This window comes from Holdemania sp. (assembly GCF_986127675.1).
On the sequence record NZ_CFQZWI010000030.1, the window covers coordinates 1 to 20,849 of the forward strand.

Annotated in this window: 14 protein-coding genes; all 14 read left to right on the forward strand. The window is 53.3% G+C overall.

Translation table 11 applies throughout. From position 1 onward, the window contains the following. Positions 1-93 precede the first annotated feature (93 nt). The 14 genes from AC5OW4_RS06500 (at position 94) to AC5OW4_RS06565 (ending at position 20,160) form a co-directional block, all read left to right on the forward strand. Positions 94-885: an HAD hydrolase family protein gene (locus AC5OW4_RS06500; RefSeq protein ID WP_493676786.1), complete on the forward strand. Its 792-nt coding sequence runs from the start codon at positions 94-96 to the stop codon at positions 883-885. A 343-nt stretch (positions 886-1,228) separates the two neighbouring features. Then, the gene (locus AC5OW4_RS06505) at positions 1,229-1,837 is read left to right on the forward strand and encodes a DUF6088 family protein (RefSeq protein ID WP_493676787.1); all 609 of its coding nucleotides are present in this window, start codon (positions 1,229-1,231) and stop codon (positions 1,835-1,837) included. Positions 1,838-1,841: 4 nt separating this feature from the next. Further along, positions 1,842-2,843 carry a nucleotidyl transferase AbiEii/AbiGii toxin family protein gene (locus tag AC5OW4_RS06510; RefSeq protein WP_493676788.1) on the forward strand — a complete coding sequence of 334 codons (1,002 nt, stop codon included), beginning with the start codon at positions 1,842-1,844 and terminating at the stop codon, positions 2,841-2,843. Positions 2,844-3,303: 460 nt separating this feature from the next. Then, entirely contained in the window at positions 3,304-5,349 is a 2,046-nt protein-coding gene (locus AC5OW4_RS06515; protein ID WP_493676796.1) for a S9 family peptidase, read from the forward strand. A 243-nt stretch (positions 5,350-5,592) separates the two neighbouring features. After that, positions 5,593-7,041 carry a M81 family metallopeptidase gene (locus tag AC5OW4_RS06520; RefSeq protein WP_493676789.1) on the forward strand — a complete coding sequence of 483 codons (1,449 nt, stop codon included), beginning with the start codon at positions 5,593-5,595 and terminating at the stop codon, positions 7,039-7,041. A 43-nt stretch (positions 7,042-7,084) separates the two neighbouring features. After that, on the forward strand, positions 7,085-8,527 hold the full coding sequence (locus tag AC5OW4_RS06525; RefSeq protein WP_493676790.1) for a M81 family metallopeptidase: 1,443 nt from the start codon (positions 7,085-7,087) through the stop codon (positions 8,525-8,527). A 12-nt stretch (positions 8,528-8,539) separates the two neighbouring features. Then, positions 8,540-9,982, forward strand: coding sequence for a M81 family metallopeptidase (locus AC5OW4_RS06530; RefSeq protein ID WP_493676791.1), 1,443 nt, complete (start codon positions 8,540-8,542; stop codon positions 9,980-9,982). 13 nt (positions 9,983-9,995) lie between these two features. Next, a complete protein-coding gene (locus AC5OW4_RS06535; RefSeq protein ID WP_493676792.1) occupies positions 9,996-11,438 on the forward strand; it encodes a M81 family metallopeptidase in 1,443 nt (480 codons plus the stop codon). Positions 11,439-11,451: 13 nt separating this feature from the next. Further along, positions 11,452-12,708, forward strand: a complete 1,257-nt coding sequence (locus tag AC5OW4_RS06540) for a Zn-dependent hydrolase (protein WP_072683257.1) — start codon at positions 11,452-11,454, stop codon at positions 12,706-12,708. 117 nt (positions 12,709-12,825) lie between these two features. Then, a complete protein-coding gene (locus AC5OW4_RS06545; RefSeq protein WP_072683258.1) occupies positions 12,826-14,268 on the forward strand; it encodes a M81 family metallopeptidase in 1,443 nt (480 codons plus the stop codon). Between the two features lie 10 nt (positions 14,269-14,278). Further along, positions 14,279-15,721, forward strand: a complete 1,443-nt coding sequence (locus AC5OW4_RS06550) for a M81 family metallopeptidase (RefSeq protein ID WP_072683259.1) — start codon at positions 14,279-14,281, stop codon at positions 15,719-15,721. A gap of 87 nt (positions 15,722-15,808) precedes the next feature. Further along, on the forward strand, positions 15,809-17,215 hold the full coding sequence (locus tag AC5OW4_RS06555) for a glycoside hydrolase family 1 protein (protein ID WP_493676793.1): 1,407 nt from the start codon (positions 15,809-15,811) through the stop codon (positions 17,213-17,215). A gap of 29 nt (positions 17,216-17,244) precedes the next feature. Further along, the gene (locus tag AC5OW4_RS06560) at positions 17,245-18,657 is read left to right on the forward strand and encodes a glycoside hydrolase family 1 protein (protein WP_493676794.1); all 1,413 of its coding nucleotides are present in this window, start codon (positions 17,245-17,247) and stop codon (positions 18,655-18,657) included. A 99-nt stretch (positions 18,658-18,756) separates the two neighbouring features. Beyond that, positions 18,757-20,160, forward strand: coding sequence for a glycoside hydrolase family 1 protein (locus AC5OW4_RS06565; protein ID WP_295770778.1), 1,404 nt, complete (start codon positions 18,757-18,759; stop codon positions 20,158-20,160). Positions 20,161-20,849: the final 689 nt, after the last annotated feature.

Below are 20,849 nucleotides of genomic sequence, written 5' to 3' on the forward strand. Positions count from 1 at the left end.
AAAAGGAAAAGTGGAATTATCGGTTTAATCAGGATCAACGCTCGTTGAGGCAAGAGAAGGGATGTCTGTTCAAGGGAGGAAAAGGGAAAAACCATGAAACTGTTTGTATCGGATCTGGATGGGACATTGTATCCGCCCAACGTCACCGACAGCGGCGCGGAAAACCGGGCGGCGATCCAGCGCTGGCGGGCGGCGGGCAATGTGTTTGCGGTAGCGACTGCACGGATTCATCAGGCCTATCCGAAAGTGTCGGCGGATCTGGGCTTTGCGGTCGATTTTCTGGGCGGCAATGGGGCCGAGTTGATTTTCAGTGATGGAACACGGATGACGCGCACCCTGAAGGCGGCGGTTTTTCTGGACGTAGCCGGCTGGCTGGCGCGGCATCATGTTGACGCGACGGTGAAAATGAATTGTCAGGGGCAATGGATCAGCAGCGACTGCCGGCATTATCCGTATGGACATCCGCACCGGCTGCGCCGTTCCCTGCTGGATTCGGTGACGCTGGCAGAAACGACCGTGGATCCGAACGCGGAGATTCTGAATCTGGGGATCATTATCCGTCCGGATCAGCGCGACGGCGTTAAACGGGCCTTGCGGGAAAAGCTGGCGGGAACCGTGGAGATCGTCAGCTCGGATTTTGATAATCTGGATCTGGTCCGGCCGGATTGTTCCAAAGCGGCCGCGCTGGGCATTCTTGCGGAGCGGATGGGTGTACCGCTGCGCGAGGTGATTGTGATCGGCGATTCGGAAAATGACGTCGGGATGTTTGATGTTGTGGAAACGAGCTACTGCATGGCGCAGGCGGAGCCGGAGGTCAGGCAAAAAGCGCGGTGGGTCGTGACGTCGGTGGCGGAAGCGCTGGCGCGCGAGAGCGGCCGGGGGTAGGAATCTATCTTTCCTGCTTAAAAACCGCTCAGCAGATTATGAAGACTTTAAAAAGAGACGGAATCACGAAAAGTGTTCTGCTTTTCTTTCTATTAGGAAAGTGCATTATTTAAGGATAGGGAACAAAGAAACCTGAGCAGAAAGCAAGATAAGACCAGCAAGCTGCGTTGATTATAAGATCAAATAATAAATAGCGAAGATATTTTACTTTTTTACCAGGTGATGTCTTATTTCATGAATATGATTAATCCAAGTTAAACCATACTATGAATATAAATTAAAGATACTATTGAAATCATGTCCTGAATATTGTATATTATTCGGGACAAAAGGAGGAATTAACTTGGCAAATAGTTATTCCAGAAAGATTCAAGAAAGGATTCGGAATGCTGCCGAAGGAACTGTTTTCATCGGCGCAGATTTTGCCGATATTGCAGATACAGAAACGGTAAGACGAAATTTAAATCGTTTGACACAGGCAGGCTTAATCCGACGAATTCTAAAGGGAGTTTATGAAAAGCCAGAATACAGCGAAATGCTGAAGGAATATGTAGCGGCAGATCCGGAAGTCGTGGCCAAAGCGCTGGCTCGGAATTATCACTGGAGCATTGCCCCGTGCGGGAATACAGCTCTGAATTTGTTGGGACTTTCTACACAGGTAACAGTGGTTTGGTCCTATATCAGCGATGGTCCTTATAAGACCTATGAATGGGATTGCACAAAGCTGGAATTTAAGCATCGAACAAACAAAGAGATTACGGGACTTTCCTATATGACGATCCTTGTAATTCAGGCATTGAAAACATTGGGGAAAGCAAACGTTACAGAGAAAACGATCCAGATACTTCGTTTTCGGTTGAGTAAAGAGGACAAAGCGGTTATGTTAACAGAGGCGGCAGAGTCCACGGATTGGGTTTATAATACAATTCGGAAGATTGCGGAGAGGGATTGAAAAAGTGATCAATGTTGCTAGATTTTCGGACAATGATAAAAGGATACTCTTCAGAAACACAGCTCATAAAATGGGGTTGAATGATACCGTTGTAGAAAAGGACTTCTGGGTTTGCTTTACACTCGATTATTTATTTCATCGGTCTCCTTGGATGGATTTTATAACATTTAAGGGGGGGACCAGCCTTTCAAAAGCCTTCAACCTGATCAACCGGTTTTCGGAAGATATTGATCTGATCCTGGACTGGCGGATATTAGGATATGGCAAAGACGAGCCTTGGGAACAGCGTTCAAACACAAAGCAGGATGCATTTAACAAAGAGGCCAACATCAGGGCAGAGATTTTTTTAAATGAAATTTTCTGCCTGGCAATCAGGAAGGATTTATCACAAGAGCTTGGCTGTGAAGTAAACATTAAAATGGACGAAAAAGAAAAGCAGACAGTCATTTTTTCTTATCCGAAACTGTTTACCAATACCGGAATCCTGCAGGTGATTCGTTTGGAAATTGGAGCCTTGGCGGCATGGACGCCAGCGATGACAGCCGAGATAACACCCTATGCCGCGAAGTATTATCCGGATATTTTTCGCCAGAAAAGCACCTCCATTTTGACTGTGGCTCCAGAACGGACATTTTGGGAAAAGGCTACAATCTTACATCATGAGGCGAACAGGCCGGAACATTTGGAAATGCCCCAGCGCTATTCCCGACATTATTATGACGTATATCGAATGGCTGATTCCCCAGTAAAGGAATCTGCCTTTTCGCAGCTTGATCTTCTGAAGAAGGTTGTGAACTTCAAAATGAAGTTTTATCCGCGGGCTTGGGCAAAGTATCCGGAAGCTGTGCCAGGGACGTTAAAGCTTATACCAGCGGAGTATCGTTTTGCAGCTTTGAAGGCAGACTACGAGGCTATGAAAGATATGCTTTTCGGAGATGTTCCTAAGTTTGAGACAGTAATCGCTGGAGTCCGGGAATTGGAAACAGAAATCAACATGCTCAAATAAGCATAATTCGGTGAGGATTTTGTGTTTTTAGATTATTTCCATCGTCCTGTGATGGCAACGGAAGAACGGGAAGAACGCTTTAAAACTATTATTTAAAGATCAAGGATCTGCCTCCGCTGATCCTTGATGACGAAGATCGGAATGTTTATTATGAAGCGCTGCAAGCGTATGACGAACAGGAAGATGCGGAAGCCATGCGGACGTTTATTGAATTTTCGTTGATCAAAGCATGGAAAAAAATGCATGAAAGAAAGCGCCTGAGAAATCAGTTGCCGGATCATAAACGCTGAAGACTGGAAACAGTCTTTTTTGTTGTTATTTCTTGAGCATCATAGAAAATTGAATCAAATTGAGAGAGTGGAGGGGAATGAGGGTGAGAATTTCATTCGATCTGACTGCAGGGGCTTTTCTTCAATATTGAGAGACGTTAAAGTAAAAGCAGGAAGGGAACGTGATCGGAATGGAACCTGTTTTAATGGAAGATCTTGAACGTTACTGCTTTTTATCAAAACTGACCGGAAATCACAATACGGATCATCCGGTATTTGTCTGCGTTGTCGGGCGGATGGATAAGGAAGCAAATCGCTATCGCTATACATTGAAAATGAATAAAAATGGAGAGTGGCGGACTGTCTGCGAGTTGGATAAGCCAGGCGTCCTGTTGTTTCTCGATGCGGATACACTGTTGTTAAGCGGGGTGAAATCCACGGATGTCCCAGCTCAGCCGAATTCTGCCCAAACCCGGTTTTCCACATTCTTGTGTTCGACGGAGGAATGGAAAGAAACGTTTGCGCTGCCGCTGAAGACGGCGGATGTGCAGCGATTAACAAAAACCCAGCTGCTGATCAAAGCGGAAATTCAGCTGGAAGCCGCCGATGCTTATGCTTTTGATCCGGAACAGGCTGAGGCCTGGCAAAAAACACAGCACGAAAACGCCGATTATACCGTGCTGGAAGAATTGCCGTGGTGCGCGGATGGCCGCGGCGTTATTCAGGGAAAACGGATGCGGTTGTTTGTTTACGACACATTAACCACAGAATTATTCCCGCTGACCGATCCGCGGATGAACTGCGGCAGCGTTTCCACTTGTCCTGAGTTGGGGAAAGCTTTGTTTACCGGGATGACCTACGAACGGAAGGCATCCCAACGCGAAGGCTTGTATTGCTTCGACGCTCAAACGGGAAGTATGACGACGCTGATTGAAGAAGGGGTTTACCGGCGGATCAAAGAGCCGCGTTTTGTCAGCGGAACGATCGTGTTCGCAGCGACCGATGGACTGCGATATGGCAAGAATGAATCGCTGAACTTCTACACACTGAACCCGGATACCAGCGCTGTGACGCTGTTGGCAAAGCTGGATGATCCGCTGGGCAGTTCGATTGGTTCCGACTGCCGGTTAAGCAGCGGCAGCGCGGTAAAAACGGACGGGACTTCGCTATACTTTACGATGACTCAAGACTGGACGACGCCTTTATTCCAGCTTGATCTGAAAGGAAATCTCAGACGCGTGCTGGATTTCAACGGTTCTATTGACGATTTTGACGTGACGGGACAAACCGTGCGGTTTATCGGACAGTTAGCCAATCGGCTTCAGGAAATCGAACAGGCACAACTGCCGCAGGGCAAGCTGACTTCGCTGACGGACTGGAACGCGGAGGCACTGGCGGATCGCGATGTCATCCAGCCGCGGTATCTGTCATTTCATTCTGGCGGAAGGCAGATCGACGGCTGGGTTCTGACGCCATGGCATTATGATCCAAGCCAACGATACCCGGCGGTATTGGAAATCCACGGCGGACCGAATACCGCTTATGGTGAAGTTTTCCACCACGAGATGCAGATGCTGGCAGGCAAGGGATATTTCGTTCTTTTCTGCAATCCGGTCGGCTCCGTTGGCCGTGGGGACGCGTTTGCGGATATCCGCGGACGGTATGGCTGCGAGGATTATCAAAATTTGATGGATTTTCTCGATGAAGCCATTCAGGCCTATCCGGCGATCGATCCAAAACGAATCGCGGTGAGCGGGGGCAGCTACGGCGGGTTTATGGTCAACTGGATGATCGGCCATACACATCGCTTTGCCTGCGCAATCAGTCAGCGCTCCATCGCCAATTTTATGACGATCTACGGTCTCAGCGACTTCGGCTATTATTTCGTGCGCGATCAGCTGAGCGCGGATCCGCTGAATGAACAGGATCAGGCCAGGCTGTGGCGCCATTCGCCGCTGCGCTATGCCGGACAGGTCAAGACGCCGACGCTGTTTCTGCATTCGGAAGACGATCATCGCTGCTCGATCAGCGAGGGCTTACAGATGTTTACCGCTTTAAGCGATCGCGGCGTACCGACCCGGATGGTGTGCTTCAAGGGCGAACATCATGAGCTGAGCCGCAGCGGCAAGCCGCTGCACCGTCTGCGCCGCCTCGCGGAAATCCAGCGTTGGCTTGACCGCTATTGTCCAGCCGACGCGCCCTCGCAATCGGTATTTCCGGGGGAAGAAGGACGCTAATCCCCTTCCTTTTTTCCTTGCTGAAAAGAAAGGAAAATCCCGTCGAATCCGGTCCGAAATAAGATTGACACCTCTGACGAAATCGCTTACAATAAAAACGAAGTTGGATTGTTATTGTTTTATAAAACAAGCAAAACCAATTTGCAGGGCTTTTGTTCTGCAGATTGGTTTTTTTGCTTTTCAGGGTGGTTGTCCATAAAATTACAGTTCAGCTTGCAGGACATGGAAAGAGAGGAATTCCTTATGAAAGTCTTGATCGGCCAGTTTGTTACGGAATCCAACGCCAACATTCCCCATCAGTGTGAAATCACGGATTATGACATCGCCTTCGGCGAAGAATGTATCCAGAAGATGCAGATCCGTCCGGTTTTTGAGAAGCACGGGATCGAGCTGATTCCTTCGATTTACGCCAATGCCGGAGCGGCGGGCGTCGTCAGTCAACGCGCGTTCGCTTATATTGAAAGCTGCTTTCTGAAGGCAGTGCGGGAACATCTCCATGAGATCGACGGAATTTATTTCATGCTTCATGGCGCGAGCGAGGTCGCGGAGCTGGAAGGCGGATCCGGCGATCATCACATTCTTCAGGAAGTCCGCAAGCTGGTCGGCCCTTATGTTCCGATCGCGGTGGCCTGTGATCCGCATGGCAATCTGAAACAGGACTATGTCGAATCGATTCAGATTCTGCGCAGCTATCGGCAGTCACCGCATACGGATAAGGAAGAAACCTATGAAAAGGTGACGAGCTTGTTATGCGAGCTGCTGAAGCACCGCCAGGCAATCCATGCCGTGTACCGCAAGCTTCCGTTAATTCTGGGTGGGGAACAAAGCGTTTCCGCAGACGAACCGGTGCGCTCAATCAACCGGTATATGGATGAACTGGAACAGGATCCGCGGATTCAGAGCTGTTCCTGGCACGTCGGCTATATCCGCCATGACTGCGATGTCGCCGGCTGCGGCATCGTCGTGGTGCCGGCCCGGACTGAGGATCAGGCCTACGCGGAAACGATCGCCGATCAGTTGGCGGCGTATGTCTGGGACCGCCGCCATGAATTCCATTACACCGGCCTGACCGCAAAGCCCGAGGAAGCACTGGCGATGACGCTGGCGTTTGAGGGCAGCCCGGCGGTGATCACCGATTCCGGAGATAATACGACCTCCGGCGCAACCGGCTGGAACACGTTTGTGCTGCGTCAGGTGTTAGCGGTGGAAGCACTGAAAAAAAGCTTCCTGTTCGCGCCGATCTGCGATCCGAAGACCGCGGACCAGCTGAAAACCTGTCAGCCGGGCGAAACAGTCCGGATTGATCTGGGCGTGGGCTACGACGCGCTTTCAGAAAGCGTCCCGCTGGACGTCGTCGTGAAAAGTCATGGTGAAATCGCGCGTTTTGTCGGCGAGGAACTGATCAAAGTCTTCGGCAGCTGCACGCTGGTAAGCGTCAAAGACCGGCCGATTGACATCCTTATCTCAAACACAAGCCAGCCGATCATCGTCAATCCGCAGCTGCGCCACCTCGGCATCGAATGGACGGATTACGACGTCACGGTCGTGAAGCAAGGCTATATCTTCCCGGATTTTAAAGCGCAGGCCCAATTCTACGTCATGTCGCTGACCGACGGTGCTACCCCGCAGGACACCGCTTCGATTCCCTTCAAGCGGATCATGCGGCCGATGTACCCGATCGATCAGATTTAAAGCCAGTAAGTTCAAATCAATGTGTGCCAAGGAGGAAATCAAGATGAAAGTTATGGTAGGCTTATTTACAACCGAATCCAACGCCAATGTGCCGGGGAAAAACGAGATCGGCAGCTACGATCTCGGCTTCGGCGACGACTGTGTCCGCAAGCTGCGGGTCGGCGAGGTATTCCAGGCCGCCGGGATCGACGTGATTCCGTCCGTGTATGCCAGCGCCGGGGCGTCCGGGGTGATCACGCGCGAAACCTTCGATTACATCGAATCGCTGTTTGTCCGCACGGTCAAAGAACATCTCCATGAGATCGACGGCATCTATCTGCATCTGCACGGCGCCAGTGAGGTGGAGGGGCTGGGCTCCGGGGATCATCACATCCTGGCCGCGATCCGCAAGCTGACCGGCCCGTATCTGCCGATCGCCGTAGCCTGCGATCCGCATGGCAACCTGTGCCAGGAATATGTGGACAACTGCACGATTCTGCGCAGCTACCGCGAATCTCCGCACACCGACGCGGATGAAACCAAACGTCAGGTCGCGCAGATGTTATGCGATCTGTTGAAGCACCGTCAGAACATTCATGCGATTTACCGCAAGCTGCCGTTAATCCTCGGCGGGGAACAGAGCGTGTCGACGGATGAGCCGGTTCGCTCGATCAATCAGTTTATGAATGAGCTGGAACAAGATCCGCGGATCTTGAGCTGTTCCTGGCATGTCGGCTATATCCGTCACGACAGCGACGTCGCCGGGTGCGGCATCGTCGTCGTCCCCGCCACGGAAAAAGACAGCGCCTACGCGGAAACGGTTGCGGATCAGCTGGCTGCCTATGTCTGGGACCGCCGGCATGAATTTCACTACACCGGCCTGACCGCGAAACCGGAAAAAGCGCTGGAAATGGCGCTGGCCTTTGAAGGGAAACCGGTATTTATCACCGATTCCGGGGATAACGTCACCTCCGGCGCGACCGGCTGGAATACGTTTATTTTACGTCAGGTGCTGGCCGTTCCGCAGCTGACCAAGCGTTTCCTGTTTTCCAATATCTGTGATCCGGATACCTGGCAGCTTCTCGATTCGCTGCCGTCTGGGACAGAAACTCAGATCACGCTGGGGGTTGGCGCCGACGCGAATTCCGCACCGGTTACGCTCGATGTGATCGTGCGAAGCAAGGGCAGTCTGCGCGGATATCTGATGCATGATCACGATGCGCATTACGGGGACGCCGTCGTCGTGTCCGTTAAGGGTCTGCCGATCGAGATCAGCGTGGCGTCCACGCGCCAGACGATGTGTGAGAAACATCAGTTTGATGCGCTGGGGATAAATTGGGATGATTACGACGTAATCGTCGTCAAGCAGGGCTATATCTTCCCGGATCTCAAAGCGAAGGGCCAGCTGTGCATCATGTCGCTGACCGGCGGTGCGACGCCGCAGGATACCGCCTCAATTCCGTTCAAGCGGATTCAGCGGCCGATGTTCCCGATCGACGAGATTTAGAGGACAGAGTTCATGAAGGTTTTAATCGGTTTCTTTACCACCGAGTCCAACGCGAATATCCGGCAGAAAGCGACGCTGGCGGATTATGATCTGGCATGGGGGGAAGACTGCCTGCGAAAAAACAAAGTCAGCGACGTTTTCAGCCAGGCCGGGATTGAGATGATTCCCGCGCTGTATGCCAATGCGGCCGGGGCCGGTGTGATCGAAAGAAAGGCGTTTGAGTATATTGAAAATAATTTCTTAACGGCGGTGCGGGAGCATCTGCACGAGCTGGATGGGATTTACCTGCATCTGCACGGCGCCAGTACCGTGGAGGGGTTAGGCTCCGGCGATCATCACATTCTGAAGAAAATCCGGGAATTGACCGGGCCGTATCTGCCGATTGCCGTGGTGTGCGATCCGCATGGGAATCTCACGCAGGAATATGTCGAAGCCTGTACGATTCTGCGCAGTTATCGGGAAAGTCCGCATACCGATGCGGATGAAACGAAACGGAAGGTGGCTCAGCTGCTTTGCGATCTGTTGAAAAAACGTCAGAATATCCATGCGGTTTACCGCAAGCTGCCGTTAATTCTCGGTGGGGAACAGAGCGTGTCGGCGGATGAGCCGGTGCGTTCGATCAATCGGTATCTGGATGAGCTGGAACAGGATCTGCGGATTCTGAGCTGTTCCTGGCATGTCGGCTATCTGCGTCACGATTGTCCGGAGGCGGGATGCGGCATCGTCGTTGTTCCGGCCAGCGGAAAGGATCAGGCGTATGCAGAGACGATCGCCGATCAGCTGGCGGAGTATGTCTGGCAGCGGCGGCATGAATTCCACTATACCGGATTGACGGCAAAGCCGCAGGAAGCCTTGCGGATGGCGCTGGAATTTGATGGCAAGCCGGTGTTTCTGACCGATTCCGGAGATAATGTGACCTCGGGCGCCAGCGGCTGGAATACCCGTGTGCTGCGGCAGTTTCTCGCCGTCGGTCATTTACAGAAACGCGTCCTGTTCGCGTCGATTTGCGATCCCAATGCCGTTAACCAGCTGCAGGATCATGCGGTCGGTGAACGCGCGGTCTTTAACTTGGGCATGAACGCCGACGTCCATTCGGAAAGCGTCGCCTTGAAAGGCACGATCATCGCGAAGGGACCGTTAATGGGCAATCTGTGGAGCGGGCGTCAGCGGGTTTGGGGACAAACCGTCACCGTCCGGCTGGAAACGAAACCGATCGACGTCTTGATCGCTTCCAAAAATAACACGCTGTGCGAACAGCACCAATACGAGGCTGCGGGCGTGGATTGGGATGATTACGACGTGATCGTCGTGAAGCAGGGCTATATCTTCCCGGAATTAAAGGCGAAAGGGAAACTGTGCGTGATGTCGCTGACCGACGGCGCGACGCCGCAGGACACCGCCTCGATTCCCTTCAAGCAGATTCAACGCCCGATATTTCCGATTGATGAGATTTAAGGAGGGAAAAAGGATGAAAGTTATGATCGGCACGTTGTATGCCGAATGCAACGATCAGATTCCAACGCGGGCCCGGCTGGAAAATTTCGATCTGGCCCGGGGCGAAGCCTGTATTGATAAAATGAAGATCCGGTCTGTCTTTGAACAAGCGCAGATCACGCTCATTCCGGCGCTGTATGCCGACGGCGGATCGACCGGTGTGATCGAGCGGTCAGCTTACGATTATATTGAATCCCAGATGCTTCAGACGTTAAAAACGCATCTTCACGAACTGGACGGAATCTATTTGTTTCTGCACGGCGCCAGTGAGGTGGAAGGGATGGGGTCTGGCGAACATCGGCTGCTGAAAAAAATCCGGGAGCTGACCGGGCCGTATCTGTCGATAGCTGTCACCGCTGACCCGCACGGCAACCTGTGCCGGGACTATGTGGAACAATGCACGATTCTGCGCAGCTACCGTGAATCACCGCACACCGACGCCGACGCGACGAAACGCCGAGTCGCGCAGATGTTGTGCGATCTGTTAAAAAAACGGCAGAATATCCATGCCCTTTACCGCAAGCTGCCGTTGATCTTAGGCGGGGAACAGAGCGTGTCGACGGATGAACCGGTGCGCTCAATCAATCAGTATATGGATGAGCTGGAACAGGATCCGCGGATTTTAAGCTGTTCCTGGCATGTCGGTTATATCCGTCACGATACCGACGTCGCCGGCTGCGGCATCGTCGTGGTGCCGGCCACGGAAAGCGACAGCGCTTATGCGGAAACGATTGCGGATCAGCTGGCGGAATACGTCTGGCAAAAACGCCATGAATTCCACTACACCGGTCTGACTGCCGGTTTGGAGGAAGCGCTGGACATGGCTGTCAATTTTGAAGGCAAACCGGTGTTTATCAGCGATTCCGGGGATAATGTCACCTCCGGGGCGACCGGTTGGAACACGTTGGTATTACGCCGTGTATTGGCGCGGAAGACGCGGACAAAATCATTTCTGTTTGCGGCAATCTGCGATCCCGGAGCATTTGGGAAGCTTAACGCCCTGGCGGTGGGATCCGCCGCGGAGTTTACGCTGGGCGTCAATCATGACGCCTGCTCAGAAAGCGTGGCGCTGCGGGGAACGGTCAAAGCCAAAGGCAAGCTGATGGGCTATGCGCTGCATGACGTCAACGCGGTGTTCGGCGAATGTGTCGTTGTATCGCTGCAGGATGAGAACATCGACGTGATTGTCAGCAGCACCCGGCAGGTGCTGTGCGAGCAGCATCAGTTTGAAAACGCCGGCGTGAACTGGGACGATTACGATGTGATCGTCGTGAAGCAGGGCTATATTTTCCCAGAGTGCAAGGCGAAGGGCAGACTGTGCGTCATGGCGCTGACCCCGGGAGCGACGCCGCAGAACACCGCGATGATTCCGTTCAAGCGGATTCAGCGCCCGATGTTTCCGATCGATCAAATATAAGGAGAACAAGAAGATGGAAATTAATGCCCAACGGTTATGGAACCGGCTTCATCAGTTAGGCCAGATCGGCGTCGATCCGCAGGGCGGCGTCACACGCTGGACCTTTACCGACGCAGACACTCAGGCGAAGAACTGGCTGATCAGCGAAATGAAGGCGGCCGGGCTGGACGTGCATGAGGATCCGGTCGGCAACGTCATCGGCGTCTACAATCCCGGCGGCAGCCCGTTAGCGCCGGTGCTGTGCGGCTCCCACTTCGACACCGTGCGCAACGCCGGCATTTTCGACGGCTGTCTGGGACTGTTGGCGGGCGTGGAAGCGGCGCAGACGTTTAAGGAAAATCAAATAGACTTGAAACGGCCGCTGTGGATTATCGGCTACCGCGATGAGGAAGGCAACCGGTTCAATTCCGGGATGATCGGAAGCAAGACGGTCACCGGAAAGGCGCTGCCTGAAGATTTCCTGGTTCAGGACGCGGCGGGCATCACGCTGAAGGAGACGATGGAACGCTGCGGATATCATCCGGAAGCGTATCGTCAGGGTCAGATCGATCCGATTTATGCCAGCGTGGAGCTGCATATCGAACAAGGCAAGGTTCTGGAACAGAATCAGTGTCCGGTTGGGATCGTCGAAGGCATTCCGTATCTGCGCTTCTATGAAGTGACGCTGAGCGGATGCAGCGGCCATGCGGGCGCGACGCCGATGAACGACCGGCAGGATCCCGTGCTGGCGATGACCGAATGGATTCGTCAAATCACGGAATCGGCCCGTCAGAAGCCCTACACCGTCGCAACAGTCGGCTGCATTCAGACCTTCCCCGGCTCCACGAACGTCATCTGCGATCACGTCACCTTCACGCTGGATATCCGCAGTCTGGATGAAGCTCAGATTGAAGCCTGTCTGCGGGAGATCGAGACGTTGGAAGCCCGCCTGGAAAGCGAGGGCATTCAGGTCCGGCGCGAACTGCGGCATATTCTGTATGGCATGGATTGCGATGAACGGCTGAAGCACCAGCTGGAAACGATTGTGGAAAAGCGGGATCTGCCGGCCTTCCGGCTGATGAGCGGCGCGGGCCATGACAGTCAGAATTTCAAGGATGTCTGCCCGTGCGCGATGATTTTCGTCCGTTCGGTCAACGGCTATTCACACCGCAAGGAAGAATATACGCCGATCGAAGACTGCGCGGCGGGCGCGAATGTGCTGATGGACATGCTTTATCAGCTGGCCAACGAAGAAGATCGTGCATCGGCATCCCCGCAAACGATCCTTTGAAACGATTGCCCGGTGATCAGCGCCGGTTCGTTTCCGAACGCCCTTGATCGAAATGGAAGAAACAAGCGTCATTGAAAAAATCCAATTAACCAATCATAAATAAGGAGAGAAGTCACTATGAAAGTTTTGATGGGAACCTTCGTCACAGAATCCAACGCCAACGTCCCGGCTAAAACCCGGATCAACCATTATGACATGGCCTTTGGCGAGGACTGTCTGCGCAAGATGAACGTTGCAGACATTTACGCCGCGGCCGGCATTGAAACGATCGGCGCGATCTACGCCGACGCCGGCGGCAACGGCGTCGTCACAAAAGACGCGTTTGATTACATCGAAGGCTGTTTCGCGGACGCGGTCCAGGCGCACCTGCAGGAGATCGACGGAATTTATCTGTTTCTGCACGGCGCCAGCGAAGTCGAGGAGATCGGCTCCGGCGATCATCACATCCTGAAAACAATCCGTGAAATAACCGGCCCGTATCTGCCGATCGCCGTGGTCTGCGATCCGCACGGCAATCTGTGTCAGGAATATGTGGACAACTGTACGATTCTGCGCAGCTACCGCGAATCTCCGCATACCGATGCCCAAGCATCCAAACGCATCGTTTCGCAGATGCTGTGCGACCTGCTTCACGACCGCCAGCACATCCACGCCGTATACCGCAAGCTGCCGCTGATCCTGGGGGGCGAACAGAGCGTATCGGCGGATGAACCGGTGCGTTCAATCAACCGCTACATGGACGAGCTGGAACATGATCCGCGGATCCGCAGCGTGTCCTGGCATGTCGGCTACATCCGGCATGACTGCGACGTGGCCGGCTGCGGGATTGTCGTCGTGCCTCAGAACACCGCCGATCAGGCCTATGCGGAAACCATCGCCGATCAGCTGGCAGAAACTGTCTGGAACAAGCGCCATGAATTCCATTATACGGGATTGACCGCCCATCCGGACGAAGCGTTGAAAATGGCGCTGGACTGCGCGGAAAAACCAGTGTTCATCACGGATTCCGGCGATAACGTCACCTCCGGCGCAACCGGCTGGAACACGTTCGTTCTGCGTCAGGTCTTAGCGGTAAAGGAGCTGAACAAACGCTTCCTGTTTGCGACGATCTGCGATCCGGACGCCTATGAAACGTTGGCAAAGCTGCCGGACGGCACGGAAACAAGCTTGAAACTGGGCGTGGGTTATGACGAATACTCCGCCCCGGTGACCCTGGAAGTCGTCGTGAAGTCAAAGGGCGAGCTGCGCGGCTTCATGTACCGCGATCATAACCGGGCTTACGGCTACTGCGTCACGGTCAGCGTGAAGGGCCTGCCTGTCGAGATCATGGTTGCCAGCAATCGTCAGGCGATGGTGGAAATTCACCAGTTTACCGATGCCGGTATTGCGTTGGACGACTACGATGTGATCGTCGTCAAGCAAGGCTATATCTTCCCGGAACTCAAGGCTGCGGGCAAGCTGTGCGTGATGTCGCTGACCGGCGGCGCGACGCCGCAGGACACCGCGTCGATTCCGTTTAAACGAATTATGCGGCCGATGTTTCCGATCGATGAAATGTGAGGTGAAGATCATGAAAATAATCGCGGCTAAATTTACCCTGGAAGCTAACGAACACGTCCCGATGTTCTGCGATCTGGAAAACACCGCCCTGAGCTTTGGCAAAGAGGCGCTGTCGCACATGCAGCTGGGTGATGTCTTTGACCGTCCGGACATCGAACTGATCCCGGTTCTCTGCGCCGACGCCGGCTGCAGCGGCGTGATGCGCAAGGGTTGTTTCAATTATCTCGAACAGCGGATTCTCAATACCGTCCGTGAACATTTGCCAGAGCTGGATGGGATCTATCTGCATCTGCACGGCGCGAGCTTCGTGGAGGAAATCGGCAGCGGCGAGCAGCATTTAGTGCGGGAAATCCGCAAGCTGACCGGGCCGTATCTGCCGCTCGCGATCGCCTGCGACCCGCACGGCAATCTGACGCGGGACTATGTGGAAAACACGACGTTTATCCGCTCTTACCGGGAAGCGCCGCACACCGATATCTCGGCGACGGTGCAGCGCACCGCCCGCACGCTGATCGAGCAGATTGAACATCCGAAGAACGCCCGGCCGGTGTACCGCAAGCTGCCGTTGATTCTGGGTGGGGAACAGAGCGTTTCGCTTGATGAACCGGTGCGCACCATCAACCAATTCATGGATCAGCTGGAACAGGATCCGCGGATCTTAAGCTGTTCGTGGCACGTCGGTTATCTGCGTCACGACTGCCCGGAGGCCGGCTGCGGGATCGTCGTGATTCCTCAGACAGAAGCCGATCAGGCATATGCCGAAACGATCGCCGATCAGCTGGCGGAATTCGTCTGGAACAAACGCCATGAATTCCACTACACCGGCACCACCGCGGCCCCGGACGAAGCGCTGGCGATGGCTCTGGCCTTTGACGGCAAGCCGGTCTTCATTACGGATTCCGGCGATAACGTTACCTCCGGCGCAATGGGCGCGAACACGTTCATTTTAAGACAGGTGCTGACTCTGCCGGCGTTGTCCAAGCGCATTCTGTTCGCCGCGATCAACGATCCAGCCGCTTGCCACCGGTTGATGGCCTGTGCGGAGAACGAACAGGTTTCGCTGCGTTTGGGGATGGGACTGGATGCATACAGCGAACCGGTCGATCTCGATGTCGTTGTGCTGCATCATGGCCGCCAGGCGGGAACGGCGATGTATGGTGAGGAAGGCGATTACGGACCGATCGTTACCGTGCGGCTGCCGGGGACACCGATTGATATCGCGGTCACCGACAACAATCATTCGTTTGTCGAAATCCGTCAGCTGACCGCCTGCGGCATTAACGTGGAAGACTATGATATTTTCGTCGTCAAGCAAGGCTACATCCATCCGGAGCTGAAGGCTCTGGGCAAGCTGTGCGTCATGTCGCTGACCGGCGGGGCGACGCCGCAGGATACCCGGCTTATTCCGTTTAAACAAATCCTGCGCCCGATGTTTCCGATCGATGAAATTTAACGCTGTTCAGGTGCGGTTCATCGCCCGGCAATCCCGGAGCTTTACTGCCCTTGCTGGTCTGTGTGGGGGAAGAACGGGATGCCGCCCATGAACCCAAACGGACAATTCCCCGCGGATTTTCTGTGGTCCGCTTCCACCAGCGCCTGGCAGTTTGAAGGCGGCGCGCTGGATGAGGGCAAAGGCCCGTCCGTTCAGGATATCCGGCCGGGTCAAGGGGAAATCCTGCGGACCGCCTCCGATCATCTGCATCATCTGGAGGAAGACGTCGCACTGTTGAAAGCAATGGGATTAAAGGCTTATCGCTTTTCGATTTCGTGGTCCCGCGTGCTGCCGCAGGGGCGCGGTCAAGTCAACGCGCAGGGATTGGCGTTTTATACCCGTTTGATCAAGCTGTTGAAGGAAAATCAGATAGAACCGATCGTCACGCTTTATCATGATGATCTGCCCTGGGCGCTGGCCAGGCAGGGCGGCTGGGCATGCCGGGAAACGATCGACGCCTTTGAGGACTATTGCGGGCTGATGTTCGATCACTTCGCCGGGCAAGTCCTGTACTGGCAGCCGATTTGCGAACAAAACCTGTTGACGATCGACCGGCTGCTTTCGCCCTCTGGTTCACTGGCGCAGGCGTTTCAGGAAAATCATCATCGGACGCTGGCGCAGGCCCGCGTCTTCCGGCGGTTTCATCAACGCGGATATCCGGGCTGGATCGGTCCGGCGCTGAACCTGGTGAAGGTTTACCCGCTGACGCCGGCCCCCGAGGATGTGGAAGCCGCAATGAACATGGAATTGATCCGGAACTGGCTGGATCTCGATCTGGCTGTGAGCGGCCGCTATTCCGCCCCGGCCGCGGCGCTGTTAACCCGGCTGGGCGCGATGCCGAAGCTGGAGCCTGGGGATGCGGAAACTTTAAAAAGCGGGTTGGCGACGATGGTTTCGTTCAGCAGCTATACCTCGGTCACCGTCAAAAAAGGCGCGGCCACAAGCTTTGCGGATCCGACCGGGATGAAATATGGCTTCAATCTGCCCGGAATCTTTGAAATTGTTAAAAATCCAAAGCTGGGAACGAGCGGTTTCGACTGGGAAGTCGATCCGGCGGGAACCCGTCTGATTCTGGAAGACGTGGCTCAGCGTACAGAGCTTCCGCTGTTCATCATCGAACGCGGCCTGGGATTGAAGGAAACCCCGGATACCCGGGGCGAGATCCGGGATGACCGGCGAATTGCGTATCTGCGGAAACAGATCGAGCAGGCGCGGCTGGCGCTGGCGCACGGCGTACCGCTGATCGGATACTGCACCTGGAGCGCGTTTGATCTGGCCAGTACGCAGAACGGCTATCAGAAACGATACGGTCTGATCTACGTCGACCGGGAGGATGACGATCCCAAAGACTGCCGGCGGATTCCCAAGCTGAGCTATGCCTGGTTTCAAAAAGTCATTGCCAGCAGCGGGCAGGATCTGGAACTGACGGAAAAGTCCAGCAGCGAATTCGAATAGATTAAAAATCAGAGAACGGAGGATAGGAAATGAAGGAAAAATTTTTATGGGGCAGCGCGACTGCCGCTTATCAATGCGAAGGCGCCTGGGATGCGGAAGGCAAAGGCCCGAGCATCTGGGATCAATTCTGCCACAGCGAGAAGAACACGACCGGGATTACCGGCGATGTATCCTGCGACTTCTATCATCATTATCAGGAAGATATCCGGATGATGGCTGAAGGCGGTCAGAACACATACCGTTTTTCCATCAGCTGGTCGCGGATCGTGCCGAAGGCGGACCGTGTGATCAACGAAAAAGGCTTTGAATTCTATGACAAGGTTCTGACGGAATGTGAAAAATACGGGATTGTACCGAATGTGACCTTAGTCCATTATGACCTGCCGGATTATGTCGGCGATCAGGGGGGCTGGTGCTGGCCGGGCATTTCCGATGAATTTGTCTATTACGCTGCGGCGGTGTTCCGTCATTTCGGCGACCGGATTCCGCTGTATGTCACGATTAATGAACCGACGCACAACGCTTCGTGCTGTTACATGGTCGGCAATTATCCGCCGAACGAACAGGTCAATATGCAGCATTTCTGCGAGTGTGCCTACAACATGATTCTGTGCAACGCCAAGGCGATCCGCGAATTCCGCAAGCTGAAGCTGAACGCCAAAATAGGGCTGGTGCACGCTTCCTGCAGCGCTGAATCCGTGCTGGATACGCCGGCGCATCGCGAGGCAGTCGAAAACGGTGATCTGTTTACCAACGACTGGGTGCTGGATCCGGCGATCAAGGGCGAAATCCCGCAGAAGCTCATTGACAAGGTGAAAGCTTCCGGCATCGATCTGTCCTTTATGAAAGCGGAAGATCAGGCGCTGATCCGGGAAAACACGATTGATTTCCTCGGTCAGAACGCGTACAGCCGGCTGCTGGTCAAGCCGTATGTATCGGGAGAAACCTGTGCGACCGTTAACAACGCCGGGAACAATGACGGTTCCGGCAAAGCGGCGAAGGAAGGCAAGACCGTTAAGGGCTGGTTCGAGTCCGATACCGATCCGCGGGTTCCGCTGAATCCATGGGGACGGGAAATCTATCCGCAGTGCATCTACAACACCTTGATCAAGCGAAAGCAGAAATATGGCGATATTCCGATCTATATTACGGAAAACGGTCACGGAGCCTATGACGTTGCGGATGAAAACGGCTGGGTTGAAGATGATGACCGGATCCAGTTCCTTCACGATTTTCTGGAACAGATCCTGAAGGCCAAAGCCGAGGGCGTGAACGTCATGGGCTATTATGTCTGGTCGACGATGGATCTTTACAGCTGGATCAATGGCTATAAGAAGCGCTATGGTCTGGTGCGTGTGGATTATGAGAAGGGGCTGAAGCGGATTCCGAAGAAAAGCTATTACTGGTATAAACAGTTCATCGAGGAGCATCAGGATCTGTAATAAGCCAACGGAAAGCCGGTGGGCATGAAAAACAATTCATGAACCGATAGCTAAATCCAGCTTGTGCTGAATGGAAAAGAAAAAACAGGAGGTGAAACGATGCAGAAATCTGAATTTTTATGGGGCAGCGCGACAGCGTCTTATCAATGCGAGGGCGCGTGGAATCTGGACGGCAAGGGCGTTGGCGAATGGGATGTGTTTTCCCATGAAAGCCCGCTCAACATCAACGGCGCGACGGGCGATGTGTCCTGCGACTTTTATCATCATTATCAGGAAGATATTCAAATGTTAAAGGCCGGAGGACAGAACTCTTACCGCTTTTCCCTGTCGTGGTGCCGGATTCTGCCGGAAGGCCGGGGCCGGATCAATGAGGAAGGGATTGCGTTTTACAACCGGGTGATCGACTGCTGCCTGGAAAACGGCGTGGTTCCCAATGTGACGTTGTTCCACTACGATCTGCCGCAGGCGCTGGCTGCGCAGGGCGGCTGGGCGAACCGGGAAATCGTCGAGGCGTTTGCCGAATATGCCGAGGTGTGTTTCAAGGCGTTCGGCGACCGGGTCAAGCTGTGGGTGACGATCAACGAACCGAAATATTACGCTTATTGCAGCAATATCGTAGGCAATTATCCGCCGAACCACAAGCTGGATTTTGACCGTTATTTTAAGACGCTTTATCATGAAGCGCTGGCGAGCGCGAAAGCCGTCGCGGTTTACCGGAAGTTACATCAGGACGGGCGGATCGGGATTGTGCATGACAGCAGCAACGTCGAGGTCGCGCCGCAGACGAAGGATCCCCAGCGGATCCGGATGATCGCCGATCTGTTTTACAACAAGCTGATTCTGGACTGTGCGATCAAGGGCGAGCTGCCGGGCACATTGCTTCCATGGCTGAATGAAAACGGGATCGACACTTCCTATGTGCGGTTTGAGGATGCATTGACCTTGGCGGAAGGAAAAGTCGATTTCCTGGGGCTGAATGTCTACAATCGATTCTATATTACAGACTATAGCGAAGGGGAAACTGAAGTTTTCCACAATAACCGCGGTGCGGGATCGGCGGCGAAGGAAGGCATCCGGATTAAGGATTGGTATGAAACAACGATCGATCCCTCGACGAAGCGTAATCTGTGGGGGCGCGAAATTTATCCGCGCTGCATGTTGAACACCTTGCGGGAAATTCGCGAACGGTATGGCGACATTGATGTCTACATCACGGAAAACGGTCACGGCTGTTATGAAACGCCGGATGAAAACGGCGTCGTGCAGGACGATGAGCGGATTGAGATGATGCAGGGCTATATTGATTTTATGTTCCGCGCAATGGAGGAAGGTTGTCCAGTCCGGGGGTATTATGCCTGGTCGACGATGGATTTGTACAGCTGGGTGAACGGCTATGAGAAACGGTATGGGCTGGTGCGCGTCGACTTTGAGGACAACTGCCGGCGGATTCCGAAGAAAAGCTATGGCTGGTATAAGCAGCTGATCGAAGATTTTCAAAAATAATTATTTCCTAATTGCAGCCGGAGTTGACGACAGCTCGATGCAATCGTGTTGAAAAGCACAGGGCCTCCCTTCCTGTGCTTTTTTCTGTTTTCATTTCTGATAATCGTTTGCGTGAATAATCAAAAAGTCGGCGGCACAGGACAGAAAGACATCCTGAAATATTGACAAATCCGATATTTAAAAAGAAAGGGCAGAACAGAAGCGGGTTAATTCTTATTTAATGTTGTGAGCAATCGTGACCTCCATTCATAATTTGATCCCCATGTTGTTCAAGTTTTCAACAGAGAATCCACAGCTGCCCTCCTTTTTAATAGAGATGCCTTGACAGCGGGATGTCAGGAATGAATTGACTGAGGAAGGCGAGGGGAAAGTAAATTCTGTGATCAAGATTGTATTCTGGTCAGTTTTCAATCGCTAAGCGTGCGGTGTTTTTCAACGTTCAGATTGAGGTCAACAAGAAATTTCGTTACTGCTTTTTAAGCAAATTTTAATTGAGCTTCGATTGGCTGTTATTTGTTTATAGATATAAAGAAGAAAATGGAACGATCTTTCATAGTTTATGGATTAAAAACAGTAGTCCTTTACTAAATCATGATTTACTCAATCTGGATTTGATAAAGGAACATTTCACTCATTCTCCCGCTGTTTCAGGGATAGACTTATAAAGCCATTTCCGTTTAACCGCTCTG